11 protein-coding genes and 1 riboswitch are annotated in these 20,040 nt (G+C 66.8%); of the genes, 3 read left to right on the plus strand and 8 right to left on the minus strand.

From position 1 onward, the window contains the following. Window positions 1-24: 24 nt before the first annotated feature. From CR156_RS19480 to glyQ, 8 genes are all read right to left on the minus strand, one after another. Entirely contained in the window at window positions 25-480 is a 456-nt protein-coding gene (locus tag CR156_RS19480) for an REP-associated tyrosine transposase (RefSeq protein WP_100554031.1), read from the minus strand. 147 nt (window positions 481-627) lie between these two features. After that, window positions 628-1,203: a manganese efflux pump MntP gene (locus CR156_RS19485; protein ID WP_100554032.1), complete on the minus strand. Its 576-nt coding sequence runs from the start codon at window positions 1,201-1,203 to the stop codon at window positions 628-630. Window positions 1,204-1,291: 88 nt separating this feature from the next. Next, window positions 1,292-1,381, minus strand: a riboswitch (yybP-ykoY riboswitch). Window positions 1,382-1,521: 140 nt separating this feature from the next. Next, window positions 1,522-4,977, minus strand: coding sequence for a hybrid sensor histidine kinase/response regulator (locus tag CR156_RS19490; RefSeq protein WP_100554033.1), 3,456 nt, complete (start codon window positions 4,975-4,977; stop codon window positions 1,522-1,524). A 125-nt stretch (window positions 4,978-5,102) separates the two neighbouring features. Further along, window positions 5,103-7,250, minus strand: a complete 2,148-nt coding sequence (locus CR156_RS19495) for a S46 family peptidase (RefSeq protein ID WP_100554034.1) — start codon at window positions 7,248-7,250, stop codon at window positions 5,103-5,105. A 179-nt stretch (window positions 7,251-7,429) separates the two neighbouring features. Next, window positions 7,430-11,296, minus strand: coding sequence for a translocation/assembly module TamB domain-containing protein (locus CR156_RS19500; RefSeq protein WP_100554035.1), 3,867 nt, complete (start codon window positions 11,294-11,296; stop codon window positions 7,430-7,432). Continuing rightward, window positions 11,293-13,089 (minus strand): autotransporter assembly complex protein TamA, encoded by a 1,797-nt coding sequence (locus tag CR156_RS19505; RefSeq protein WP_100554036.1) that lies wholly within the window; start codon window positions 13,087-13,089, stop codon window positions 11,293-11,295. The genes CR156_RS19500 and CR156_RS19505 overlap by 4 nt, the downstream gene beginning before the upstream one ends. Window positions 13,090-13,308: 219 nt before the next feature. Beyond that, entirely contained in the window at window positions 13,309-15,384 is a 2,076-nt protein-coding gene (gene glyS / locus CR156_RS19510; RefSeq protein ID WP_100554037.1) for a glycine--tRNA ligase subunit beta, read from the minus strand. An 88-nt stretch (window positions 15,385-15,472) separates the two neighbouring features. Continuing rightward, window positions 15,473-16,384, minus strand: coding sequence for a glycine--tRNA ligase subunit alpha (gene glyQ / locus CR156_RS19515; RefSeq protein WP_089237912.1), 912 nt, complete (start codon window positions 16,382-16,384; stop codon window positions 15,473-15,475). 83 nt (window positions 16,385-16,467) lie between these two features. On the opposite strand from glyQ, the gene CR156_RS19520 reads away from it, so the two are divergent. The 3 genes from CR156_RS19520 to CR156_RS19530 are packed head-to-tail and all read left to right on the plus strand — an operon-like array spanning window position 16,468 to window position 19,984. Beyond that, window positions 16,468-18,303, plus strand: coding sequence for a GspE/PulE family protein (locus CR156_RS19520; protein ID WP_100554038.1), 1,836 nt, complete (start codon window positions 16,468-16,470; stop codon window positions 18,301-18,303). Then, on the plus strand, window positions 18,275-19,021 hold the full coding sequence (locus tag CR156_RS19525; protein ID WP_100461962.1) for a glutamine amidotransferase: 747 nt from the start codon (window positions 18,275-18,277) through the stop codon (window positions 19,019-19,021). The genes CR156_RS19520 and CR156_RS19525 overlap by 29 nt, the downstream gene beginning before the upstream one ends. Window positions 19,022-19,072: 51 nt before the next feature. Further along, a complete protein-coding gene (locus CR156_RS19530; RefSeq protein ID WP_089237918.1) occupies window positions 19,073-19,984 on the plus strand; it encodes a BPSS1780 family membrane protein in 912 nt (303 codons plus the stop codon). Window positions 19,985-20,040: the final 56 nt, after the last annotated feature.

Consider the following 20,040-nt stretch of genomic DNA (forward strand, 5'->3'; position numbering starts at 1 on the left):
GCTGCTCTTCATCCGAGTACCGAATCAGCCCAGCAAGGGCCATCGACTCCAGGCATACGGGTACTCCCCAATGCACGTAGCCAGTCCAGCGCGCACCGGATTGGCCGCAATGTAGGTCGCCTGCGTGCGCAGGCATTCATCACTGCGCAGTGCATGATCGTAGTACCCCGGCTGCCAGATCGGCGCGTTGGCATCAACGCGCCTGCCGACGGACCTTCCACTCCTGGACTTCAGGATCTGCATGCAGCCGGCTAGCGTGCCGGTACGTAGTTCGAACAGCCAATGCAGATGATCCGGCATGACCACCCAGGCGAGGGATAAGGTCCGACCGGTCCGCTCAACGGTGCGCAATGCCTCTATCAACAGCTCAACGTTGGCCTTGCCACTGAACCAGGGGCGACGCGCATGCGTCACCGTGGTAAGCGCATAGGCATTGCCAGTATGCGACCAGCGACCATAACGGAGTGCGGGACTGGCCATACGGGAAGACTACGGCGCAGCAGAGGATCTCTACATCAGCGAAATGCTGCGCTGCATGTCAGCCATTGCCCCAATGTAGAGCCGAGCCCATGCTCGGCAGCTTCATACGTCAGCCGAGCATGGGCTCGGCTCTACAGGTATCCCTGCTTACGCGACACCGTGCAGGTGTTCGTACAGGATCGTCGCACCGATGATCACCAGGATCACGCCACCGATGATTTCGGCGCGCTTGCCGACCATGCTGCCGAGCACGCGGCCCAGCATGATGCCGGCGGTGACCATGGTCAGCGTGCACAGGCCGATGACTGCGGCCATCACCCCGATATGCACGTCCATGAAGGCCAGGCCGATGCCGACTGCCATCGCGTCGATGCTGGTGGCGAAACCGGTCAGTGCCAGCTTCCAGAAGCCATGGTGCTGCGCCGGATCTTCATCGTCCTCGCCGTTATCCGGACGCAGGCCGTTGTAGATCATGTGGATGCCCAGCGCGCCGAGCAGGCCGAAGGCGATCCAGTGGTCGAACGCTTCCACGTACTGCAGAGCGGCACGGCCGAGCAGCCAACCGATGATGGGTGTGATCGCCTCGATGACGCCGAAGATGATGCCGGCGCGCAGCGCATCACGGAACACCGGCTTGCGCATGGCTGCACCCTTGCCGATCGCAGCGGCGAAGGCATCGGTGGACATGGCAAAGCCGATCAGGAGGATCGAAATGGGGGACATTGGCGGCTGCTGAGGTCGGGCAAGGACGGACGCACGGCCTGCGCTCGCGCCCAACCTGATGTTGCGCGCGCGGGCCGCTGGTCTCGCCAACCATCATGGTTGTCCACGCCACGGCGCACTGGCCGAGTATGTTGACGTGGACGATTCCTGCGTAGGAATCCGGCTACTCCCCAAGGGGACGCGAAGCTTAGCACCGCGATCTGCGCGTGGCGCATTTCCAGCGAAACGCGCAGGCAGGGCTGGTTTTTATAGCGAAGGCTATATATGAGCCGCGCTTCGCGCAGGAGCCGAGCATGGGCTCGGCTCTACAGTTGCCCATCAGGCATCGCCGTTCCGGGTATCCCGCAGTGCGCCCAGGAACGCGCGCAGCGACGCCGGCTTGATCGGCTTGGTCAACAGGCGATAGCCTCGCTCGCGCGCCATCCGCTTCAGTTCATCGCGGCCATCTGCGGTAAGCAGCGCACCGGGCAACGGATAGCCCGCCGCCTCACGCAATGCCACCAGCGCATCCAGGCCATCCATGCGATCGTGCAGGTGGTAGTCCACCAGCATCACCTGCGGACGCTCGGCGATCTTCTGCAGCGCCTGGTCCACCGTCGATGCGGTGATCACCTGCACCTGCCAACGCCCCAGCAGCGCGCGCATGCCATCGAGGATCTCCTCGTCGTTGTCCACGCACAGCACGCGCAGGCCCGCCAGCGAATCGCTGCGGACCGGCGGTGCCGTCGCCGCCAGGGTGACCGCATCGGTATATCCCGGCAGTGGCGCCACCCGCGGCAGGATGATCGAGAACATCGAACCACTGCCGACCCGGCTGCGCGCGTTCAAGCGATGATCGAGCAGGCGCGAGATGCGCTGGCAGATCGACAGGCCCAGTCCCAGGCCCTGCTCGCCCCAGTCGAACGGCTGCTGGTAGCGATGGAACTCGTCGAAGATCTGCCGCATGTGATGCTCGGGAATGCCGGGGCCGGTATCCCACACCTGCAGTTCCACTTCATCGCCGCGCTGGCGCACCGCCAGCACGATGCGGCCCTGCCGCGTGTAGCGCAGCGCATTGGCAAGGAAGTTCTGCAGTACACGGCGCAGCAGGCGACGGTCGCTGCGCACCCAGGTGGTACGCGCGAACAGATCCAGGCGCAGCCCACGTCCGGCCGCAACCGGTGTGTACTGCGCGGCCAGCTCGCGCATCAGCGCACTGACATCGAATTCGCCGATCACCGGATGCAGGCCGCCGGCATCCAGCCGCGACACGTCCAGCAGGCCATCCAGCAGCTCCTCGGCCGCGCGCAGCGACGCATCCACGCGTTCGGCCAGATGCCGTTGCTCGTCGCTGACATGATCGCTGTCGCGCAACGCCGATGCGAACAGCCGCGCAGCGTTCAACGGCTGCAGCACGTCATGGCTGATCGCGGCCAGGAAACGGGTCTTCGACTGCTGCGCGACTTCCGCAACATGCGAGCGCTCGGCCACGCGCTGCTCCAGCGTTTCGTTGGCTTCCAGCAGCGCGCGTTCGGCGTGCTTGTAGTCGGTGATGTCGTTGTAGCTGGTGACATAGCCGCCGCCAGGCAGTGCCTGGCCACGCATTTCGATCACCTTGCCGTCGCTGCGGGTGCGCTCGAACACATGCGGCGAACCGGCGCGCATGTAGCCGATGCGGCGGTTGATCTGCAGTTCGATATCGCCCTCGCCCAGCTCACCACGCTCGGCGTTGTAGCGGATCAGATCGGCCACCGGGCGACCCACGTAGAGCATGCCGTCGGGGTAGCCGAACATGTCCTGGTAGCGGCGGTTCCAGGCGGTCAGGCGCATGTCCGGGTCGACCACGCTGACCCCGGCGCTGATGTTTTCCAGGGTGGTCGACAGGATCTCGCGATTGAAGCGCAGTTCCTGTCCCGCTTCGTCCAGCACCGCCACCACTTCGCCCAGGTCCATGCCCGAACCGCGCAGCAGGCTGGTGAGCAGCAGGCGCGCGGAGGCCGCGCCGATCGACGCGGCCAGCAGGCGTTCGGTGAACTGCACCCATGGCCGGTCAGCCGGTGCCGAGGACTGCAGCTCGCGCCCCAGCGACTGCGCCTGTTCGAAGAACGAGCGCCGCGCATGGCGTTCACCGACCACACGCGAGGCCAGCGCCAGCAGATCGCCGACGTGCACGTGACCCGGCCACCCGCCCGCCACTGAAGGCCGCTCGGCATAGGGATCGAGGAAGGGTGCAGCACGCAGGCGCTCATCCACGCCCGGACGCCAACGCGCCGATACCAGCATCATCGTCGCCGCGTTGACCAGCAGCGACCAGAACGTGCCATGGGTCAGCGGGTCCCAGCCGGTCATGCCGAACAGCTGCTGAGGCCGCAGCCAATCGATGCCGAACGGACCATGCTGCACCCAGCCCGCATCCATCCAGCCGGCCATCGTCATCGCCGGCAGCAGCAGGGTGTACAGCCAGGTGGCGAAGCCGAGCAGCATGCCGGTCTCCACGCCACGACGGCTGGCGCCGCGCCAGTACAGGCCACCGATCAGGCCCGGCGCGAACTGCGCTACCGCGGCGAAGGCCATCAATCCATAGGAGGCCAGCGTGCTGTCGTTGCTGCTGCTGCGGTAGTAGCTGTAGGCCATCAGCGCCAGCAGCAGGATCGCCAGGCGGCGGATCCACAGCACGCGCGAGGCAACATCCGCCGCTTCCTGGTGATCGCCACTGCGACGCAGCAGCACCGGCATCACCAGGTCGTTGCTGACCATCGTCGCCAGCGCGATGGAAGACACGATGACCATGCCGGTGGCGGCGGAGAAGCCACCGATATAGGCGATCAATGCCAACGCGTTGCGGCCCTCGGCCAGCGGCAGGGCCAGCACCATCGAGTCATCGGCTACGCCGCTTCCGGTACCGAACAGGCTGACGCCGGCGGTGGCGATCGGCAGCACCATCGCCGAGATCAGCACCAGGTAGCCACCGAACATCCAGCGCGCGCGGCGCACATCGCGCACGTCGCCGCACTCGACCACCGCCACGTGGAACTGGCGCGGCAGGCAGATGATGGCCAGGAAACTTAGCAGGGTCTGCGAGAGGAAACCCACCGGTGGCAGGCCGGTGAACAGCGTATGCACCGACTCCACCACCGCTTCGTTGCGGTCGCTGAGCCAGACATAGGCGAACACGCCCACCGCCACCATCGCCACCAGCTTGATCACCGATTCCAGCGCGATCGCCAGCATCATGCCGTGGTGGTGTTCGGTGGCATCGACCTGGCGGGTGCCGAACAGGGTGGCGAACAGCGCCATCAGCAACGCCACATACAGGGCTGGATCGCTGAAGAACCCGGTCGGCCCGGTGTTTCCGGTCAGTACCTGCAGGCTCATCGCCACCGCTTTGTACTGCAGGGCGAGGTAGGGAATGATGCCGATCAGCGCGATGATCGCCACCAGCGCCGCCAGCCGCCGCGAGCGGCCGAAGCGCGAGGAAATGAAGTCGGCGATGGAGACCACGTTCTGGCTGCGCGCGATCAGCGCCAGGCGCTCGATGATGCGCCAGCCGAACAACAGCAGCAGCAGCGGGCCGATGTAGATCGGCAGGTAGCCCACGCCGTTGCGCACGGCGGTACCGACTGCGCCGTAGAAGGTCCACGACGAGCAGTACACGGCCAGTGCCAGGCTGTAGACGACCGGTCGCAGCCACGGCCGGTCCGGGTACATCGGCCGACGGTCGCCCCACCACGCCACGCCGAACAGCAGCGCGGCGTAGGCAACCGAGACCAGCAGCAGGATCCAGCTGGAGACCAAGCGCGTGTTTCCGTCAGAGCAGGGGCCAGTAGATCACGACCGTTGGTCGTGATGGTAGGTCACGCCGGTGGCCCGCAAGGGTGGGCACCCACCAGGAAACGGTGGGCACCTACCGGGTACCGGCCTTATTCCGCTGGAACGCCCATTTCCTTCAGCAGCTCGGGTGCCGGGTAGACTTTGGCCAGCAGCCAGCGCAGGTAGCGCATGTCCACGTGCACGGCGCGCTTGTAGCGCGGGTCGAACCACCAGCTGGCACTGACCGACTCCCAGTTGCTGTCGAAGTTCAGGCCGATCAGTTCGCCCTTGGCGTTGAGCACCGGCGAGCCGGAGTTGCCGCCGGTGGTGTCCAGGTTGGTCAGGAAGTTGACCGTCTGCGTCTTCAGCGCGGGATCGGCGGTGCTGCCGAAGTCCCCCTTTGCAATCGCGGCCAGCAACGGCTTGGGTGCATCGAACGGATAGGCGTTGGTGTTCTTCTCGACGATGCCGGCCACGGTGGTCACCGGCGAGTACGTCACGCCATCACGCGGGTGCAGCGCCTCGACCTTGCCGTAACTGATGCGCAGCGTGCGGTTGGCATCCGGATACACCGCACGGCCCTGCTTGGCACGCCAGGCGAACAGCGCCTGCATGTAGGCCGGGCGCAGACGCAGCTGTTCGCCTTCGCGGGTCTTGCTCTCGTTCTCGATGCGCAGCTGCGCGGCCACCAGCGGGCCGGCCACGGCGATCAGCGGGTCGGCGGCGAGCGCCTTGCCTTCGCGGGCAGCGGCGAAACGGGACAGACGCTGCGCTTCATCACCCAGCTGGGTGCCGGCGTACAGCGTGTCCAGTGCCTGCGCCAGCTGTGCCGGGGTACGGCCGAACGCCGTATCGAACTCGGCCACGCGCTGCGCATCCGGCAGCTGCTGGTAGCGGGTCAACAGGGTGGACAGCAGCGCCTTCTCGACCTCGGGTGCATAGCGACGCTGCACCTGCTTCAGCACGCCCTCGATCATCGCCTGGTCGCGCTGCTGGTAGCCGGTCTCGCGCTGCGCGTCCGGCTTGGCCGATTCAATGCGCAGGCGTTCCAGCAGCAGCGCCGAGCGCAGCAGCTGGCTCTGGCCAGCCATCTGCTCCAGCAGCAGGTCGCGCTCGCCCACCGCCGCACCCTGCGACAGGTTGGTCAGCAATGCCTTGATGTCGCCCTGGTACTTGCGGTCGGTGGCGGCCAGCATTGCCTGCTCGTCGGTTGCACGCTGCGCCTTGGCATCACTTCGCAGCAGGCCTTCCAGCTCACCGGCGGCACGCTTGCGGTTGTTCTTCAGCGACTGCAGCTGCGAGGCGTAGCGGGTACGCGCCTGCGCGTCCTTGGCACTGGCTGCGTCGATGGTATCGATCATCTGCTGGAACACCGACACCCGGCGCGGCAGCACGGTATCGATCTGGCCCGCGAATTCGGCGGCGGTGCGATGGCGGTAGGTGATGCCCGGGTAACCGGCCAGCATCGCGTAGTCACCCTCCTTCGGGCCTTCCACCGACATCTGCAGGTGCGCCGGGGCCTGGTAGGGCACGTTTTCCTTGCTGTAGGCGGCCGGCTTGCCGTCCTTGCCCACGTAGGCGCGCAGCAGGGTGAAGTCGCCGGTGTGGCGCGGCCACATGAAATTGTCGATCTCATCGCCGTAGTTGCCGATCGCGCGCGGCGGCGCATAGACCAGGCGCACGTCGCTCAGTTCCAGCTGGGCGATGCGGTAGAAGTCGGTGCCGTAATACATGTTGGCCACCGAGCAGCGCACGCTGCCGTCCTTCTCGCACTCGGCCACGATCTGCTTGCTGGCCGCATCCACCGCGTCGAAGTACGCGCGGCCGGTCTTGCCCCGGGCCTGCGCCAGCACCTGGTCGGTCACCTTGTCGAAGCCGACGGTGACCAGCACGCGGAAGTCCGGATTGGCCGGGCGCTCATCGGCGCGGCCCTTGGCGATGAAGCCGTCGTTGATGAAGTTGTGCTCGGGCGAGCTGTTGTACTGGATCACGCCCATCGCCACGTGGTGGTTGGTCAGCAGCAGGCCATCGGCCGAGACGAACGAGCCGGTGCCACCACCGGCACGCACGACCGCACTCAGCGGCGGCGCCGTCACGTTGGCCAGATCGGCCGGGTTGCCCTTGAAACCGGCCGCCTGCAGCGGCTTGGCCAGCTCCGGCAGCTGGGTCGGCATCCACATGCCTTCATCGGCGTGGGCGCCGGCGGCGAGGGTCAGGCCCAGGGCCAGGGCGGTGGGGAGGGCTTTGCGTGGCGACATGAGGCAATCCGGTACGACAGAACAGCCCGGGACCATAGCCGCTGGGGGCGGATGGGGCAACGGCCGATGGTTGGGGGCCTGACAGGTAGAGCCGAGCCCATGCTCGGCTGCTCTTCCGTCAGTCCGCGCTGCGCGCGGAAGCCGAGCATGGCTCGGCTCTACAGGGATGCCGCGGCGGGTTATTTTTCCCGCCGCCAGTTCAGCGAACCGCGGTTTTCCACCGTGCTCGATTCCACTTCAACGTCGAAGCCGCGGCGCAGCAGGTACTTCAGCGTGATCACCGAACCGGCACCGACCAGCGACACGCCGTAGCCCACGTACAGCTTGGGCGAAATGTACTTGCCGACGCCGATGACCGAACCGCCCAGCGCGCGCGACTGGCTGACGCCGGCATCGTCCAGGCCCAGCTTGGCACCCAGCTGCGAAGCCAGCAGGCCGCTGCCGGCCGACAGCGCTGCCGATGCGGCGTTCACCTGCTGGGTCTGGTCGCTGCTGGCACCGGTCAGGCTGCGCCCCAGCACCAGGTAACCCAGTGCTTCGGACTGCGACATCGCCGGATCGGACCAGACATCGGCACGTGGCTGCTGCGCCCGCCCGGTCACGTCAATGCCGGCGGTGACATCACCGATCCGGCGCTCGGCGCGGATGTTGATGCGCGGGTCGGACACCGCGTTGTAGTTCCAGTTGAGGTTGCCGCGGGTGATGGTCAGGTCCTGGCCATAGGCCTTGTAGCGGCCACTGACTTCCAGGCCGCCGTTGGCGGTCATCTCGCGGCCGGGCTTGGCCCAGACCTGCATCTTGCCGGTCAGCGCGCCCTTCAGGCCGAAGCCGGTCATTTTCACCTTGTCGCCGAGGCTGACGGTCAGCTCCATGTCCAGCGGCGAAGTCCGCGACTCTTCCGGATCGGCCGGGTCCAGCACCACCACGTCTTCGGACACCGAGGTGCCACGGTCCAGGCGCTCCAGATCGATGTCGGCCTCGGGCACGTGCACCGTTCCGCGCAGCTCCATCGCGGCCTTGGCCAAGGTGAAGTCCAGGTTGGGATTGGCGACGATGCGCAGTTCGCTGGTATTGGACAGCAGCACATTCTCGCCGTGGATCTTCAGCTGCAGCGGCTGTGCATCGCCGAACCAGGACAGGCCGCCGTCGACATACAGCGTGCCCTTGCCCGAATTGGCCTGCGCGGTGATCTTGGCCGAGCCATCAGGCTGAGCAACGAAGCTGCCCTTGCCCTGGTCGAAGGTCAGGCCCAGCGCCGGGAACTCGCCCTTGAAGTTGCTCAGCTGCGCATCACCGCCCAGCGAGGGCTGGCCGCGGGTGCCGCGCAGGCTCACGTGGCCTTCGATCAGGCCGGTCGGACGCACCACGTCCGGCGAGAACAGTTCCAGCCAGTACAGGCGCGACATGTTGAGGTAGAGCTCGCCGTTGAGCGGCGCACTCGGTTCCCAACCGGTCTGCATCTTGGCATCGACGAAGCCGTTGCCCTGGAAGCCCATGCCCAGGTAGCCCTTGATGCTGGCCGGGGTCATGTCCAGCTTCAGCGAGAACTGGTCATAGCGCACCAGCTCGCCACGGTTGGCATCGGCCACGCTGGTGTTGCGGTTCTCGCCCAGGCGGACGCCGCCTTCGGCCGAGCGCACTTCCACGTGCCCTTCCCACGCGTTGCCACGCGGACGGATCTGCGCGTCCAGGTTGAGTTCGCCACGCAGGTAGATGCGCCGGCCGGACTGCGGGGGCAACCACGGCTGCACCAGTGCCAGCGGCAACGCATCGCCGCGCACCACCAGCCCTTCGCGCGGCCAGTTGGCGTGCGCGCACAGGGCGCCCCCGGTCGCAGCGCCCAGACAGGTTTCGCCCAGCGTGTAGTTGCTGCCGTTGATCGCGAATGCCGCAGGCGCACGCAGTGCCCACGCATCGCCCTTCACCGGTGCGATGCGCAGCGATGCCAGCTCGCCACGCCATTGCGTGCCCTGCTGGCGCACGCTGCCCTGCAGTTCGATCGCGCCCAGCTCGTTGCGGGTCTGCGCGGCCAGGCGCAGGTTGGAGACACTGCCCTGCGCATCGATGTTCAAGCGCTCCAGCAGCATGCCGGCGTTGACCTGCTGGCCCTGAATCGCCAGCGTGCCACTGTCGCCACGCCACGGCAGCCGGCCCTTGATGCTCAGGCTTTCAGCGCCGTAACCGTCCCAGTTGAGATTGTTGCCGACCAGATCGGCGGTGATGTCCGGCGCATCGCGCGGGCCTTTCACCTGCACCTGGCCACGCAGGCCACCGTCGGCGCCGGGCAGCAGATCGCTCAGCTGCAGCGGTTCGAAGCGCGCATCGATATCCAGGCGGTCGCCGACCTTGCCCGAGGCGGTCACCCGGCTGCTGCCGACGGCCAGTTTCAATTCACCCTGGCCCTGTTCACCCTGCAGGGCGAACTTGCCCTGTGCATCTACGTTGCGTTGGCGCAGGGTGCCCTTCAGCGAGGGCAGGTCCACCGTGGCCTCCAGCGTGCCCGCGGTGCCCGGCGGCGCATTGGCCGGCGGCGGCAGCTGACGGCCCTTGGATGCGAGATTGCCGGACAGACGGCCATCCCAACCCGGCGCGAAATAGCCCGGGTCGAAATCCTTCAGCGTGGCCTTGGCATCCCAGTCCAGCTGCGGTGCCCATGCCACCTTGCCTTCCACCTGCAGCTGACCACCCGGGGTCTGCGCCTGCAGTTCACGGATCTCAGCGGCCTGATCGTTGCCACGCACATCGAAGCGCAGCTGCGCCTTCTGCTTTTCGCGCTCGACATCGGCACGGCCGATCGCCGCCCACGCCTTCAGCGTACCGGCCAGACCGAAGCGCGCTTCCTTCAGCGTCACCGGCACCGGCGAACTACCGGCAGTGTTCGGGTCCGGCGCCGGCACCCAGGTCAGGTTCTGCGCGATCACCGAGAAATTCAGCTTCTGCTGGTCTTCTTCGCTGAAATCAGCGGTACCTTCCAGGCGCGCTTCGCCGCCCAGGCCCTTGACCACCAGCGGTGAGACCTTCAGCACCTGGTCCTGCAGCGACACCACCGACGGCGCCAGCTCCAGTTCCTGCTCACCCTGCTTCACCCGGCCATGCAGGTTGGCATTGCCGCCCTTGCCGGAGGCCGTGAAATCCAATGCCAGCGGCGCGATGGCCGAGCTGGCCAGCGCCGGCGACAACAGCGCAAGGTCCAGCTCGTCGCTGCGCACGGTCGCATTCCAGGTCGGATCGGTGCGGCCATCGAACACCAGCATCGCGTGCAGCGGCTTCGGCGCGCGACCGGCCAGCGCCACTTCCATATGCGCCAGATCACCGCGCGCGACCAGGCCGACCGTGGCCGCAGTCCGACCGCGCGGTGCCGGCAGCACTGCAGTAACGGTGACGTCGGTGTCGTAATCCTTGGCCGGGATGTAGCGTCCCTGGGCAGTGAAATTGCCCATGTCGCTGTCCACGACCAGTTTGCGCGCCTGGAACTCGCCGTTGGCGATCTCGATGCCACCACGCACGCGGCTGATGTCGATCACCGGCTCGTTGGCCTGGCTGATGCGGAAACTGTCGATGGCGATCAAATCGGCCTGGATCGCCAGCGGCATTTCGATCTGCGGCAGCGAATCGGGCCACGACGGCAGCTTGAACGGCTCGTCGCTCTTGGCCAGGTTGAGCGTGGCGTTGGTCAGTTCCAGCTTGTCCAGCAGCAGCTTGCGGCCCAGCAGGGGACGCAGGTCCGGCTCCAGGTGCGCGCGCTCGGCGTGGAAATGGATGTCGTCGTAGCGGAAGTCGACGTTGTAGAGGGTCAGCGGCCCGGCCACCGGGCCATCGACCTTGTCCCAGGTGAAGCTGGCACCCACCGGCAGGCGTGCCACCACCTGCGCCAGCAGCACATCGCGGCCGGCCACCGTCTGCAGCAGCCAGTACACGGCCAGCAGGGCAACCAGCACCAGGCCGACCACGCCCGCGCCGGACCATGCCCAGAAACGGCGACGGCGGTAGAAGCGCACGCGCCGCGGCGGCGTGTTCGGCGACGGAGTCGGTGCGGGCGTGCTCACAGGTCCGCTCCGATGTTGAGGTACAGCTGGAACTGCGAATCCGGGTTGTTCAGGCCGTGCGCGATATCCACCCGCACCGGGCCCACCGGCGATTTCCAGCGCACGCCGAAGCCGACGCCGGTATGCAGATCGATATTGGTATCGAAGGCGCTGCCGGTATCGACAAATACCGCCGCACCCCACGGGCCGCCATTGAAGTAATGCTCGTATTCGGCCGAACCGACCACCAGGTGCTTGGCACCCAGCGCGTACTTGTCGGGTCTAGGCGTACGCGGGCCGACCTCACGGTAGGCATAGCCGCGGATGCTGCGGTCGCCACCGGCGAAGTAGCGCAGGCTGGGCGGCATCGCCACCAGGTCACTGGTCCAGGTGGTGCCGCCTTCGCCGCGCAGGATCAGGCGGTTGCTCGGTCCCACCGGGATGTACCAGCGCAGCACCGCATTGGCCTGCACGAAGCTGGTATCCGAACCGACGCCTTCGACGCCGGCACGTACCGTCGCCGTGCCGCTGATGCCGCTGCGCGGGAACAGCTCGTCGTCCACCTTCACGTAATCGGCCACGATCTGCGGATAGACCAGCGTGGACGTGTTGTAGACCGCATCGGTGAATTCGGTGCCCGAGGCATAGCGCCAGCGCTCGCGCAGCGCGTTGATCGAGGCGATGGCGGTCCAGTTCTCGTTGATCTCGCCGCTGCGGCTGGCGATCAGCTTGAAGTTGCGCAGATCGATGTAGTCGGTCTGCTCGTCGTAGGCACTGGCGGCGAAGGTGTACCAGCCATCAAGCCAGTTGAACGCCGGAATGCGGTAGCTGGTGATCAGGCTCTTGCGTTTCTGCGCATAGTCCAGCTGGGTGTTCATCTTGTGGCCACGGCTGTTCAGGAAGCGCCGTTCAAGGCCACCGCGCACACCGGCGCCACTTTCGCTGCCGTAGCTAAGACCGTAGGAATAGATGCTGCGCTTGGCCCGCGTCAGCTTCACATCGACCGGCACCTCGCCGTTTTCGTCGGCCTGGTCCGGGCGCGGCTGGATGTCGATCACGCTGAAGTAATCGAGCTTGGTCAGCGACTCGCGCAGGCGGTCCAGCTTGCCTTCGTGGAAATAGCTGCCCTGGTCCCAGTACACCAGCGGGTCGAACAGCTTGTCGTCGAAGTAGTTCTGCTCGAAGGTCACCGGGCCCATGTTGTAGCGGCGGCCGCTGTCCCAGGTCAGGTCGATGTCGGCAGCGTTGTCCGCGCGGGTGATTTGTACCTGGCGCTGGGTGTAGTCGGCGTCGAAGTAGCCACGCTCGGCCAGGCGCCGCGTCACGGTGATCTTGCTGGCTTCGTACTGGGTATGCTCGAAGCGCTGACCCTTGCGGGGCTTGAATGCGGTCAGGTCGTCCTGCAGGTACTGGTCGTACATCGCCGGACCGGTGATGTCGATATGCTCGCGGCGCACCAGCACCGGCGGGCCCTTGTCGACATGGATCAGCACGGTGACGTGCTCGTCCTGCCGCGGCGCCTCGACCTTGATCACCGGGTTGTAGTACCCGAACGGCTCCAGTGCCTGGCGGGTCTGCCGCTCGGCCTGCGACAGCAGGTATTCCAGGCGCGACTCGCCCTGCTCCTTGCCGATCGTGTCGAACAACGACAGCGATTCCTGGATGTTCTCGATGATCGCGGCGTCGTCGCCCTTGTCCAATCCCTTGATGTCCACCTTGTCGATGGTGCCGCGCGCATGGGCCACGGAAGTGGCGCAAAGCGAGAGGACCATCAGCGGCAGGGCGTATTTCGTTGGCTGCATGCGGCACAGCATACCGACCGAAGGTGACGATGCGAAATGCATCACGTGTTTCGGGATCGGTTGTTAAGTGGCGGTCAAAATACGCGCCTTTGTGGCGATCATCGCGAGCGCATGCGGAAATGCCGGCATCGTGTGCGATGCCGGCGATGACCCCGATGGACAACATCGGGTAGTGCCGGCCGCTGGCCGGCAGCCACGTCGGTGGGTGCCAAGCTTGCTTGGCACCACATCTCAGCTCGACAGGTGCTCGATCGCCGCGACCTTGCCCAGGCGTTCACCCAGCATCGTCAACAGCGCCAGGCGGTTGCCGCGCAATGCCGGATCCTCGGCATTGACCATCACCCCGTCGAAGAACGCATCGACCTGCGGACGCAGGCGGGCCAGGCGCGCCAGCACGGCCACGTAGTCCTTCTGGTGCAGGCTGGCGCCGGTATCGTCGATGGCTGCAGTCACGGCTTCCGCCAGCGCGCGCTCGGCATCCTCCTGCAGCAGGGCAGTATCGATCTGGCCCGGAATATCGCCTTCGGCCTTGCGCAGGATGTTGCGGATGCGCTTGTTGGCCGCTGCCAGCGCCTCGGCTTCCGGCAGCGCTGCGAAGATCCCGATCGCGTCCAGACGGCGGTCGAAGTCGTACAGCGAGGCCGGCTTCAGCTCGGCCACCGCGTTGAAGTGGCTGGCCGGCACGCCCTTGTCGCTGTAATAGCCCTTCAGGCGGTCGAGGATGAAGTCGTACAGCTCAGCCACGTCGGCCTGCACGTTGCGCGCGGCCAGCCCGGCATTGGCGCTGGCCAGCAGCGCGCGCAGGTCCAGCTCGAAGCCGCTTTCGATGATCGTGCGGGCCAGGCCCAGCGCGTTGCGGCGCAGGGCGAACGGGTCCTTGTTGCCGGTCGGCTTCAGGCCCGCGGCGAAACCGCCGGCCAGGGTGTCCACACGCTCGGCGATCGCCAGCACCTTGCCCAGCGGCGACAGCGCGATGTCATCACCACCGAAGCGCGGCTGGTACGCTTCGTCGATGGCCAGCGCCACCTCCGGCGACTCGCCACCGACCACCGCGTAGTGGCGGCCGGCGATGCCCTGCAGTTCCGGGAATTCGTTGACCATGCGCGACTGCAGGTCGTTCTTGGCCAGCTGCGCGGCACGCTTGGCCAGCACCGGGTCAGCCCCCACCTGCGCGGCGATCACCTCGGCCAGCGCCGCCACGCGCGCGACCTTGTCGGCCACGCTGCCCAGCTTGGCCTGGTAGGTCACCGTCTTCAGGCCCTCGCCCATCGCCTCCAGGCCCTGCTTCAGGTCTTCGTCGAAGAAGAACTTGGCATCGGCGAAGCGCGGGCGGATCACGCGCTCGTAGCCCTTGGCCACTTCGGCCACGTCCTTGGACTCGATGTTGGCGATGCCGATGAACTTCTCGGTCAGCTTGCCGCCGTCATCCAGCACCGGGAAGAACTTCTGGTTGATCTCCATCGTCTCGATCAACGCTTCCTGCGGTACCGCCAGGAACGCGCGCTCGAAGCTGCACAGCACTGCCGACGGCCACTCGACCAGGTTCACCACCTGCTCCAGGTTGTCCTCGGTGATCCGCGCGCTGCCACCGGCGGTGGCGGCAGCGGCTTCAACCTCGGCAACGATGCGCTGGCGACGCTCGGCCGGATCGACCAGCACGAAGGCGGCGCGCAGCGATTCGACATAGTCCTGCGGCTGGGTCAGCCACACGGTCTTGTCGTGCAGGAAGCGGTGGCCGCGGCTCATGCGGTCGGCCTTCAGGCCGAACAGTTCGGCCTCCACCACCTCACCGCCGTGCAGCAGCACCAGCCAGTGCACCGGGCGGGCGAAGCCCCAGCTGTGGTCGCCCCAGCGCATCGGCTTGGGAATGGGCATGCCGGCAATGGCCTCGCGCAGGATCTCCGGCAGCAGCGCAGCGGTGCGCGCACCCGGGGTCACCGCACGGTGCACGAAGCGCTCACCCTTGTTGTCGCTGGTCTTCTCCAGCGCGGTCCAGTCGATCCCGGCCTTGGCCGCGAAACCCTGCAGCGCCTTGGTCGGCTGGCCTTCGGCGTCCAGCGCGATGTTCAGGTACGGGCCCAGCACTTCGCTGTGCTGTTCCGGCTGTTCCAGGCCAACGCCCGGCAGCAGCACGGCCAGGCGGCGCGGGGTCGACAGCGGGCGTGCATCGCCCAGCTCCAGTTCGACGCCGCGCTTGCGCAGGCCATCGACAACACCGTCGAAGAAGGCCTGGGCCAGGCCCGGCAGCGCCTTGACCGGCAACTCTTCGGTGCCCAGTTCAATCAGCAGGGGAGACAATTGGCTCATCGGTTCGATCCTGTGGTGGGGGCGCAGCGCGCGACGCGGCCGGCGCCCCTGGGGTAGTAGGTGAAACGCGTGATGGGAGAACGGGCCGTCAGGCCTTCTTCGCGCCCGGGAAGCCCAGCTTCTCGCGCTGCTCGTAGTAGGCCTTGGCCACCGCCTGCGCCAGCGCGCGCACGCGCAGGATGTAGCGCTGGCGTTCGGTCACGCTGATCGCTCGGCGCGCATCCAGCAGGTTGAAGGTGTGGCTGGCCTTCATCACCTGCTCGTAGGCCGGCAGCGGCAGGTTCACTTCCACCAGCTTCTGCGCTTCACGCTCGCAGGCGTCGAAGCGGTGGAACATTTCTTCCACGTCGGCGTATTCGAAGTTGTAGGTGCTCTGCTCCACCTCGTTCTGGTGGTAGACGTCGCCGTAGGTCACTGGCTGCCCGTCCGGGCCGTAGGTCCACACCAGGTCGTAGACGTTGTCGCAGTTCTGCAGGTACATGCACAGGCGCTCGAGACCGTAGGTGATCTCGCCCAGCACCGGCCGGCACTCCAGGCCGCCAGCCTGCTGGAAGTAGGTGAACTGGGTCACCTCCATGCCGTTGAGCCAGACTTCCCAGCCCAGGCCCCAGGCGCCCAGCGTCGGCGATTCCCAGTTGTCCTCGACGAAACGCAGGTCGTGCACCAGCGGATCGATGCCCACCGCCTTCAGCGAATCCAGGTACAGCTGCTGGATGTTGTCCGGCGCCGGCTTCATCGCCACCTGGTACTGGTAGTAGCGCTGCAGGCGGTTCGGGTTATCGCCGTAACGGCCATCGGTCGGACGCCGCGAGGGCTGCACGTAGGCCGCATTCCAGGTTTCCGGACCAATCGCACGCAGGAAGGTGGCCGGGTGGAACGTACCGGCGCCCACCTCCAGGTCGAGCGGCTGGATGAGCACGCAGCCCTGCTGGGCCCAGAACTGGTTCAGGGTCTGGATCAGGCCCTGGAAGGTGATCGGAACGGTCGGGGTCGCGGACATGCGGACGAGTCTTGGCCGGCAAAGGGGTGCGCTAGTATAACGGCCGACCTGCGGGGCATTCCGTACCCGGAAGGAGCAGGTGGATGGAACATCGGCTGCCCATGGGCACGCCCGGCGAGCCTGGTGCGGTGCCGTTGCCGCCCGGTCGCCTGCAGTTCGAACAGGTTGCGGCGGCCCTGCTGGCCGATGGCGTGGTGGCTGCGCACGAGCGCGAGCGCATCCGTTTTTCCGCGCAGGGCGCCCGCAATGCCAGTGAAGTACATCCGCTGGTGCTGCTGTCCAACCTCAAGCTGGCCGCAAGCGACGGCGGCGACCTCAATCTGGAACGCCTCACCGAGTGGCTGGCCCAGCGCACCGGCAGCCGCTACCTGCGCATCGATCCAACCCGCGTCGACGTCGCTTCGGTCACCGCCGTGGCCTCGCACGCCTATGCCCGCCGCCATCGCTTCCTGCCTCTGGCGGTGGATGGCGAACGCGTGCTGGTGGCCACCAGCGAGCCGCTGGCACAGGAATGGCTGCGCGACCTGCAGCACCTGACCCGGCTGCGCATCGAGCTGGCGGTGGTCAATCCGCTCGACCTGCACCGTTACACCATGGAATTCTTCGGCGTCACCCGCTCGGTGCGCGGTGCCCGTGGCGACGTGCGTGGTGAGGCCAACACCACCCTGCCCAGCTTCGAGCAGCTGGTCGAACTGGGCCGTACCGGCGACGTCAATGCCGACGACCAGCACATCGTGCACATCGTCGACTGGCTGCTGCAGTACGCCTACGAACAGCGCGCGTCGGACATCCACCTGGAGCCCCGCCGCGACATGGGCCGTATGCGCTTCCGCATCGACGGCGTGCTGCACAAGGTGTTCGAAGTGCCGCCGGCTGTGATGACCGCCGTGGTCAGCCGCATCAAGGTGCTGGGACGCATGGACCTGGCCGAGCGCCGACGCCCGCAGGATGGCCGCATCAAGACCCGCTCGCCCGGCGGCCGGGAAGTGGAAATGCGCCTGTCGACCATGCCGACCGCCTTCGGCGAGAAGTGCGTGATGCGCATCTTCGACCCGGAAGCGGCCTTCAAGAGCATCGACCAGCTCGGCTTCAGCCCGCAGGAAGCGGCCGGCTGGACCGCCCTGGTCGAGCGCCCGCACGGCATCGTGCTGGTCACCGGTCCGACCGGTTCGGGCAAGACCACCACCCTGTATTCCACCCTGAAGCGGCTGGCCACGCCCGACGTCAACGTGTGCACGGTGGAAGACCCGATCGAGATGATCGCGCCGGAATTCAACCAGATGCAGGTGCAGACCAACATCGATCTGGACTTCGCCAGCGGTGTGCGCACCCTGCTGCGGCAGGACCCGGACATCATCATGATCGGCGAGATCCGCGACCTGGAAACCGCGCAGATGGCGGTGCAGGCCTCGCTGACCGGCCACCTGGTGCTGTCCACCCTGCACACCAACGATGCGCCCTCGGCCATCACCCGCCTGCTCGACCTGGGCGTACCGCATTACCTGCTGTCATCCACCGTCAACGGCATCCTCGCCCAGCGCCTGGTGCGCACGCTGTGCCCGCACTGCAAGCAGCCGCACACCCTCGGCAGGGCCGATTGGGCGGTACTGGCTGATAGCGAAGCTGCATATCCAGATGCCGCCACGCCCTGTCGGCCGGTCGGTTGCCTGGAGTGCCGGCGCACCGGATTCCTCGGCCGCATCGGCCTGTATGAGTTGCTGCCATTGGGCTCGCGCCTGCGCGGGCTGATCCGTGCGGACATGGATCTGGCCGGTTTCAACCGTGCCGCGCGTGCTGAAGGAGTGCGAACCCTGCGCCAGGCCGGGCTTGAAAAGGTGGCACAGGGGCTGACTACAATCGAGGAAGTCCTGTCAGTACTGCCTCCCCCGGATGAATCCAGCGCCCTTCCTGATCCTTGAAACCGGCCGCCCCGTGCCGTCACTGCGCCGCTACGGGCGCTTTCCGCACTGGATCCGGGTGGCCGCCGGCCTGGAAGAACACGAGACCGTCGTGGTCGACGTCGAGCATGGCGCCGACCTGCCCGATCCGCGCGACTTCGCCGGCGTGCTGGTGACCGGCTCGGCCGCCTTCGTCACCGACCATGCCGAATGGAGCGAACGCAGTGCCGCCTGGCTGCGGCAGACCGCGCACGACGACGTGCCGGTGTTCGGCATCTGCTACGGCCACCAGCTGCTGGCCCACGCGCTGGGCGGCGAAGTGGCCTACAACCCCGCCGGGCGCGAATCGGGAACGATTGAACTGGCACTCGACCCGCAGGCCGCGCAGGACCCCTTGTTCCAGGGCCTGCCGAGCCACTTCGCGGCCCATGCCACCCATCTGCAGACCGTGCTGCGCGTACCCGAAGGCGCCGCCGTGCTGGCACGCTCGCCGCTGGATGGCTGCCACGCCTTCCGCTGGGGCCGCCAGGCCTGGGGCGTGCAGTTCCATCCGGAATTTGCCACCCACCACATGCGTGGCTACGTGCGCGCACGCGCCGACTGCATCGGCCGACACGGTGGTTGTGCGCGCAGCATCGAGCGCGCGGTCAGCGCCGCCCCGCTGGCCCGCCAGCTGTTGCGGCGCTTTGTCCGCCAGGCCCGGCTGTCTTCAGCCCAGCCGGTGGCAAAACAGGGATAATCGGCGGCACGGGCACACCGCCCGGCCCCTCCTGTCCCTCCCCGGATGTCCATGAAAGAGATTCGCAAGCTGCCAGCCTCGGCGGGCGCCCAGTGGTTGCTGGATACGTTCTCGCTGTATCGGCGTGCGCCGCTGCAGCTGGCCCGGATCGGCCTGACCTGGCTGCTGGTGAACTGGGTGGTCACCCTGCTGGGGACGATGCTGCCCGGCACCGCCGGCCTTGCCCTGCAGATGATGACGCTGGTGATTTCACCGGTGATGTTCGGCGGCATGCTGTACGCCATGGGTGAGATCGACCAGGGCCGTCCCGGCCTGGCCACCCATCTGCTGCAGCCGATCCGCGACCGCCGTGTCAGCCACCTGCTGGTGCCGCTGGCGATCCAGGTGCTGGCCGTGCTGCTGCTCGGTGCGCTGCTGTACCTGATGATCGGCCGCGAGGGCTTCACCGCCTTCAGCGACACCATGACCAAGATGCAGGAACTCGGCCGCAGCGGGCAGCAGATCAGCCCGGAAACCGCCGCCGAACTGGTCGCCAACCTGCCGGCGCAGCGCATCGCGCTGTGGATGCTGCTGGTGTTCTGTACCGCCGTGGCGCTGACCCTGGCGATGTTCACCCAGCCGGCACTGGTGGTGTTCGACCGCCAGAGCGGCATGCACGCGCTGCGCCTGAGCCTGCAGGGCTGCATCGAGAACATCGGCGCCACCGCCGTGTTCACCGTGCTCGGCCTGATCGCCGCGTTCTGCGTCTATGTGCTGTTCGTGATCGTGGTCCAGCTGGGCATGCTGATCGGCGGCCCGCTGGCAGCGGCATTCATCGCGCAGCTGGTGTTCACCACGGTGCTGATGCCGCTGTATGTCGGCGCGGTCTATGCGGCCTGGAAGCAGATGTTCGTGCATCGCGGCAGCCGAGGCGCACCGCCGGTGCCGCAGTCACCGCCTGCCAACGACGTCTTCCACGCCTGATCGAAAAAGGGGACGGAGGGGATTAAGTCGTTTGTGGCACAAACGACTTAATCCCC

The organism is Stenotrophomonas lactitubi, from assembly GCF_002803515.1.
GTDB lineage: Bacteria > Pseudomonadota > Gammaproteobacteria > Xanthomonadales > Xanthomonadaceae > Stenotrophomonas > Stenotrophomonas lactitubi.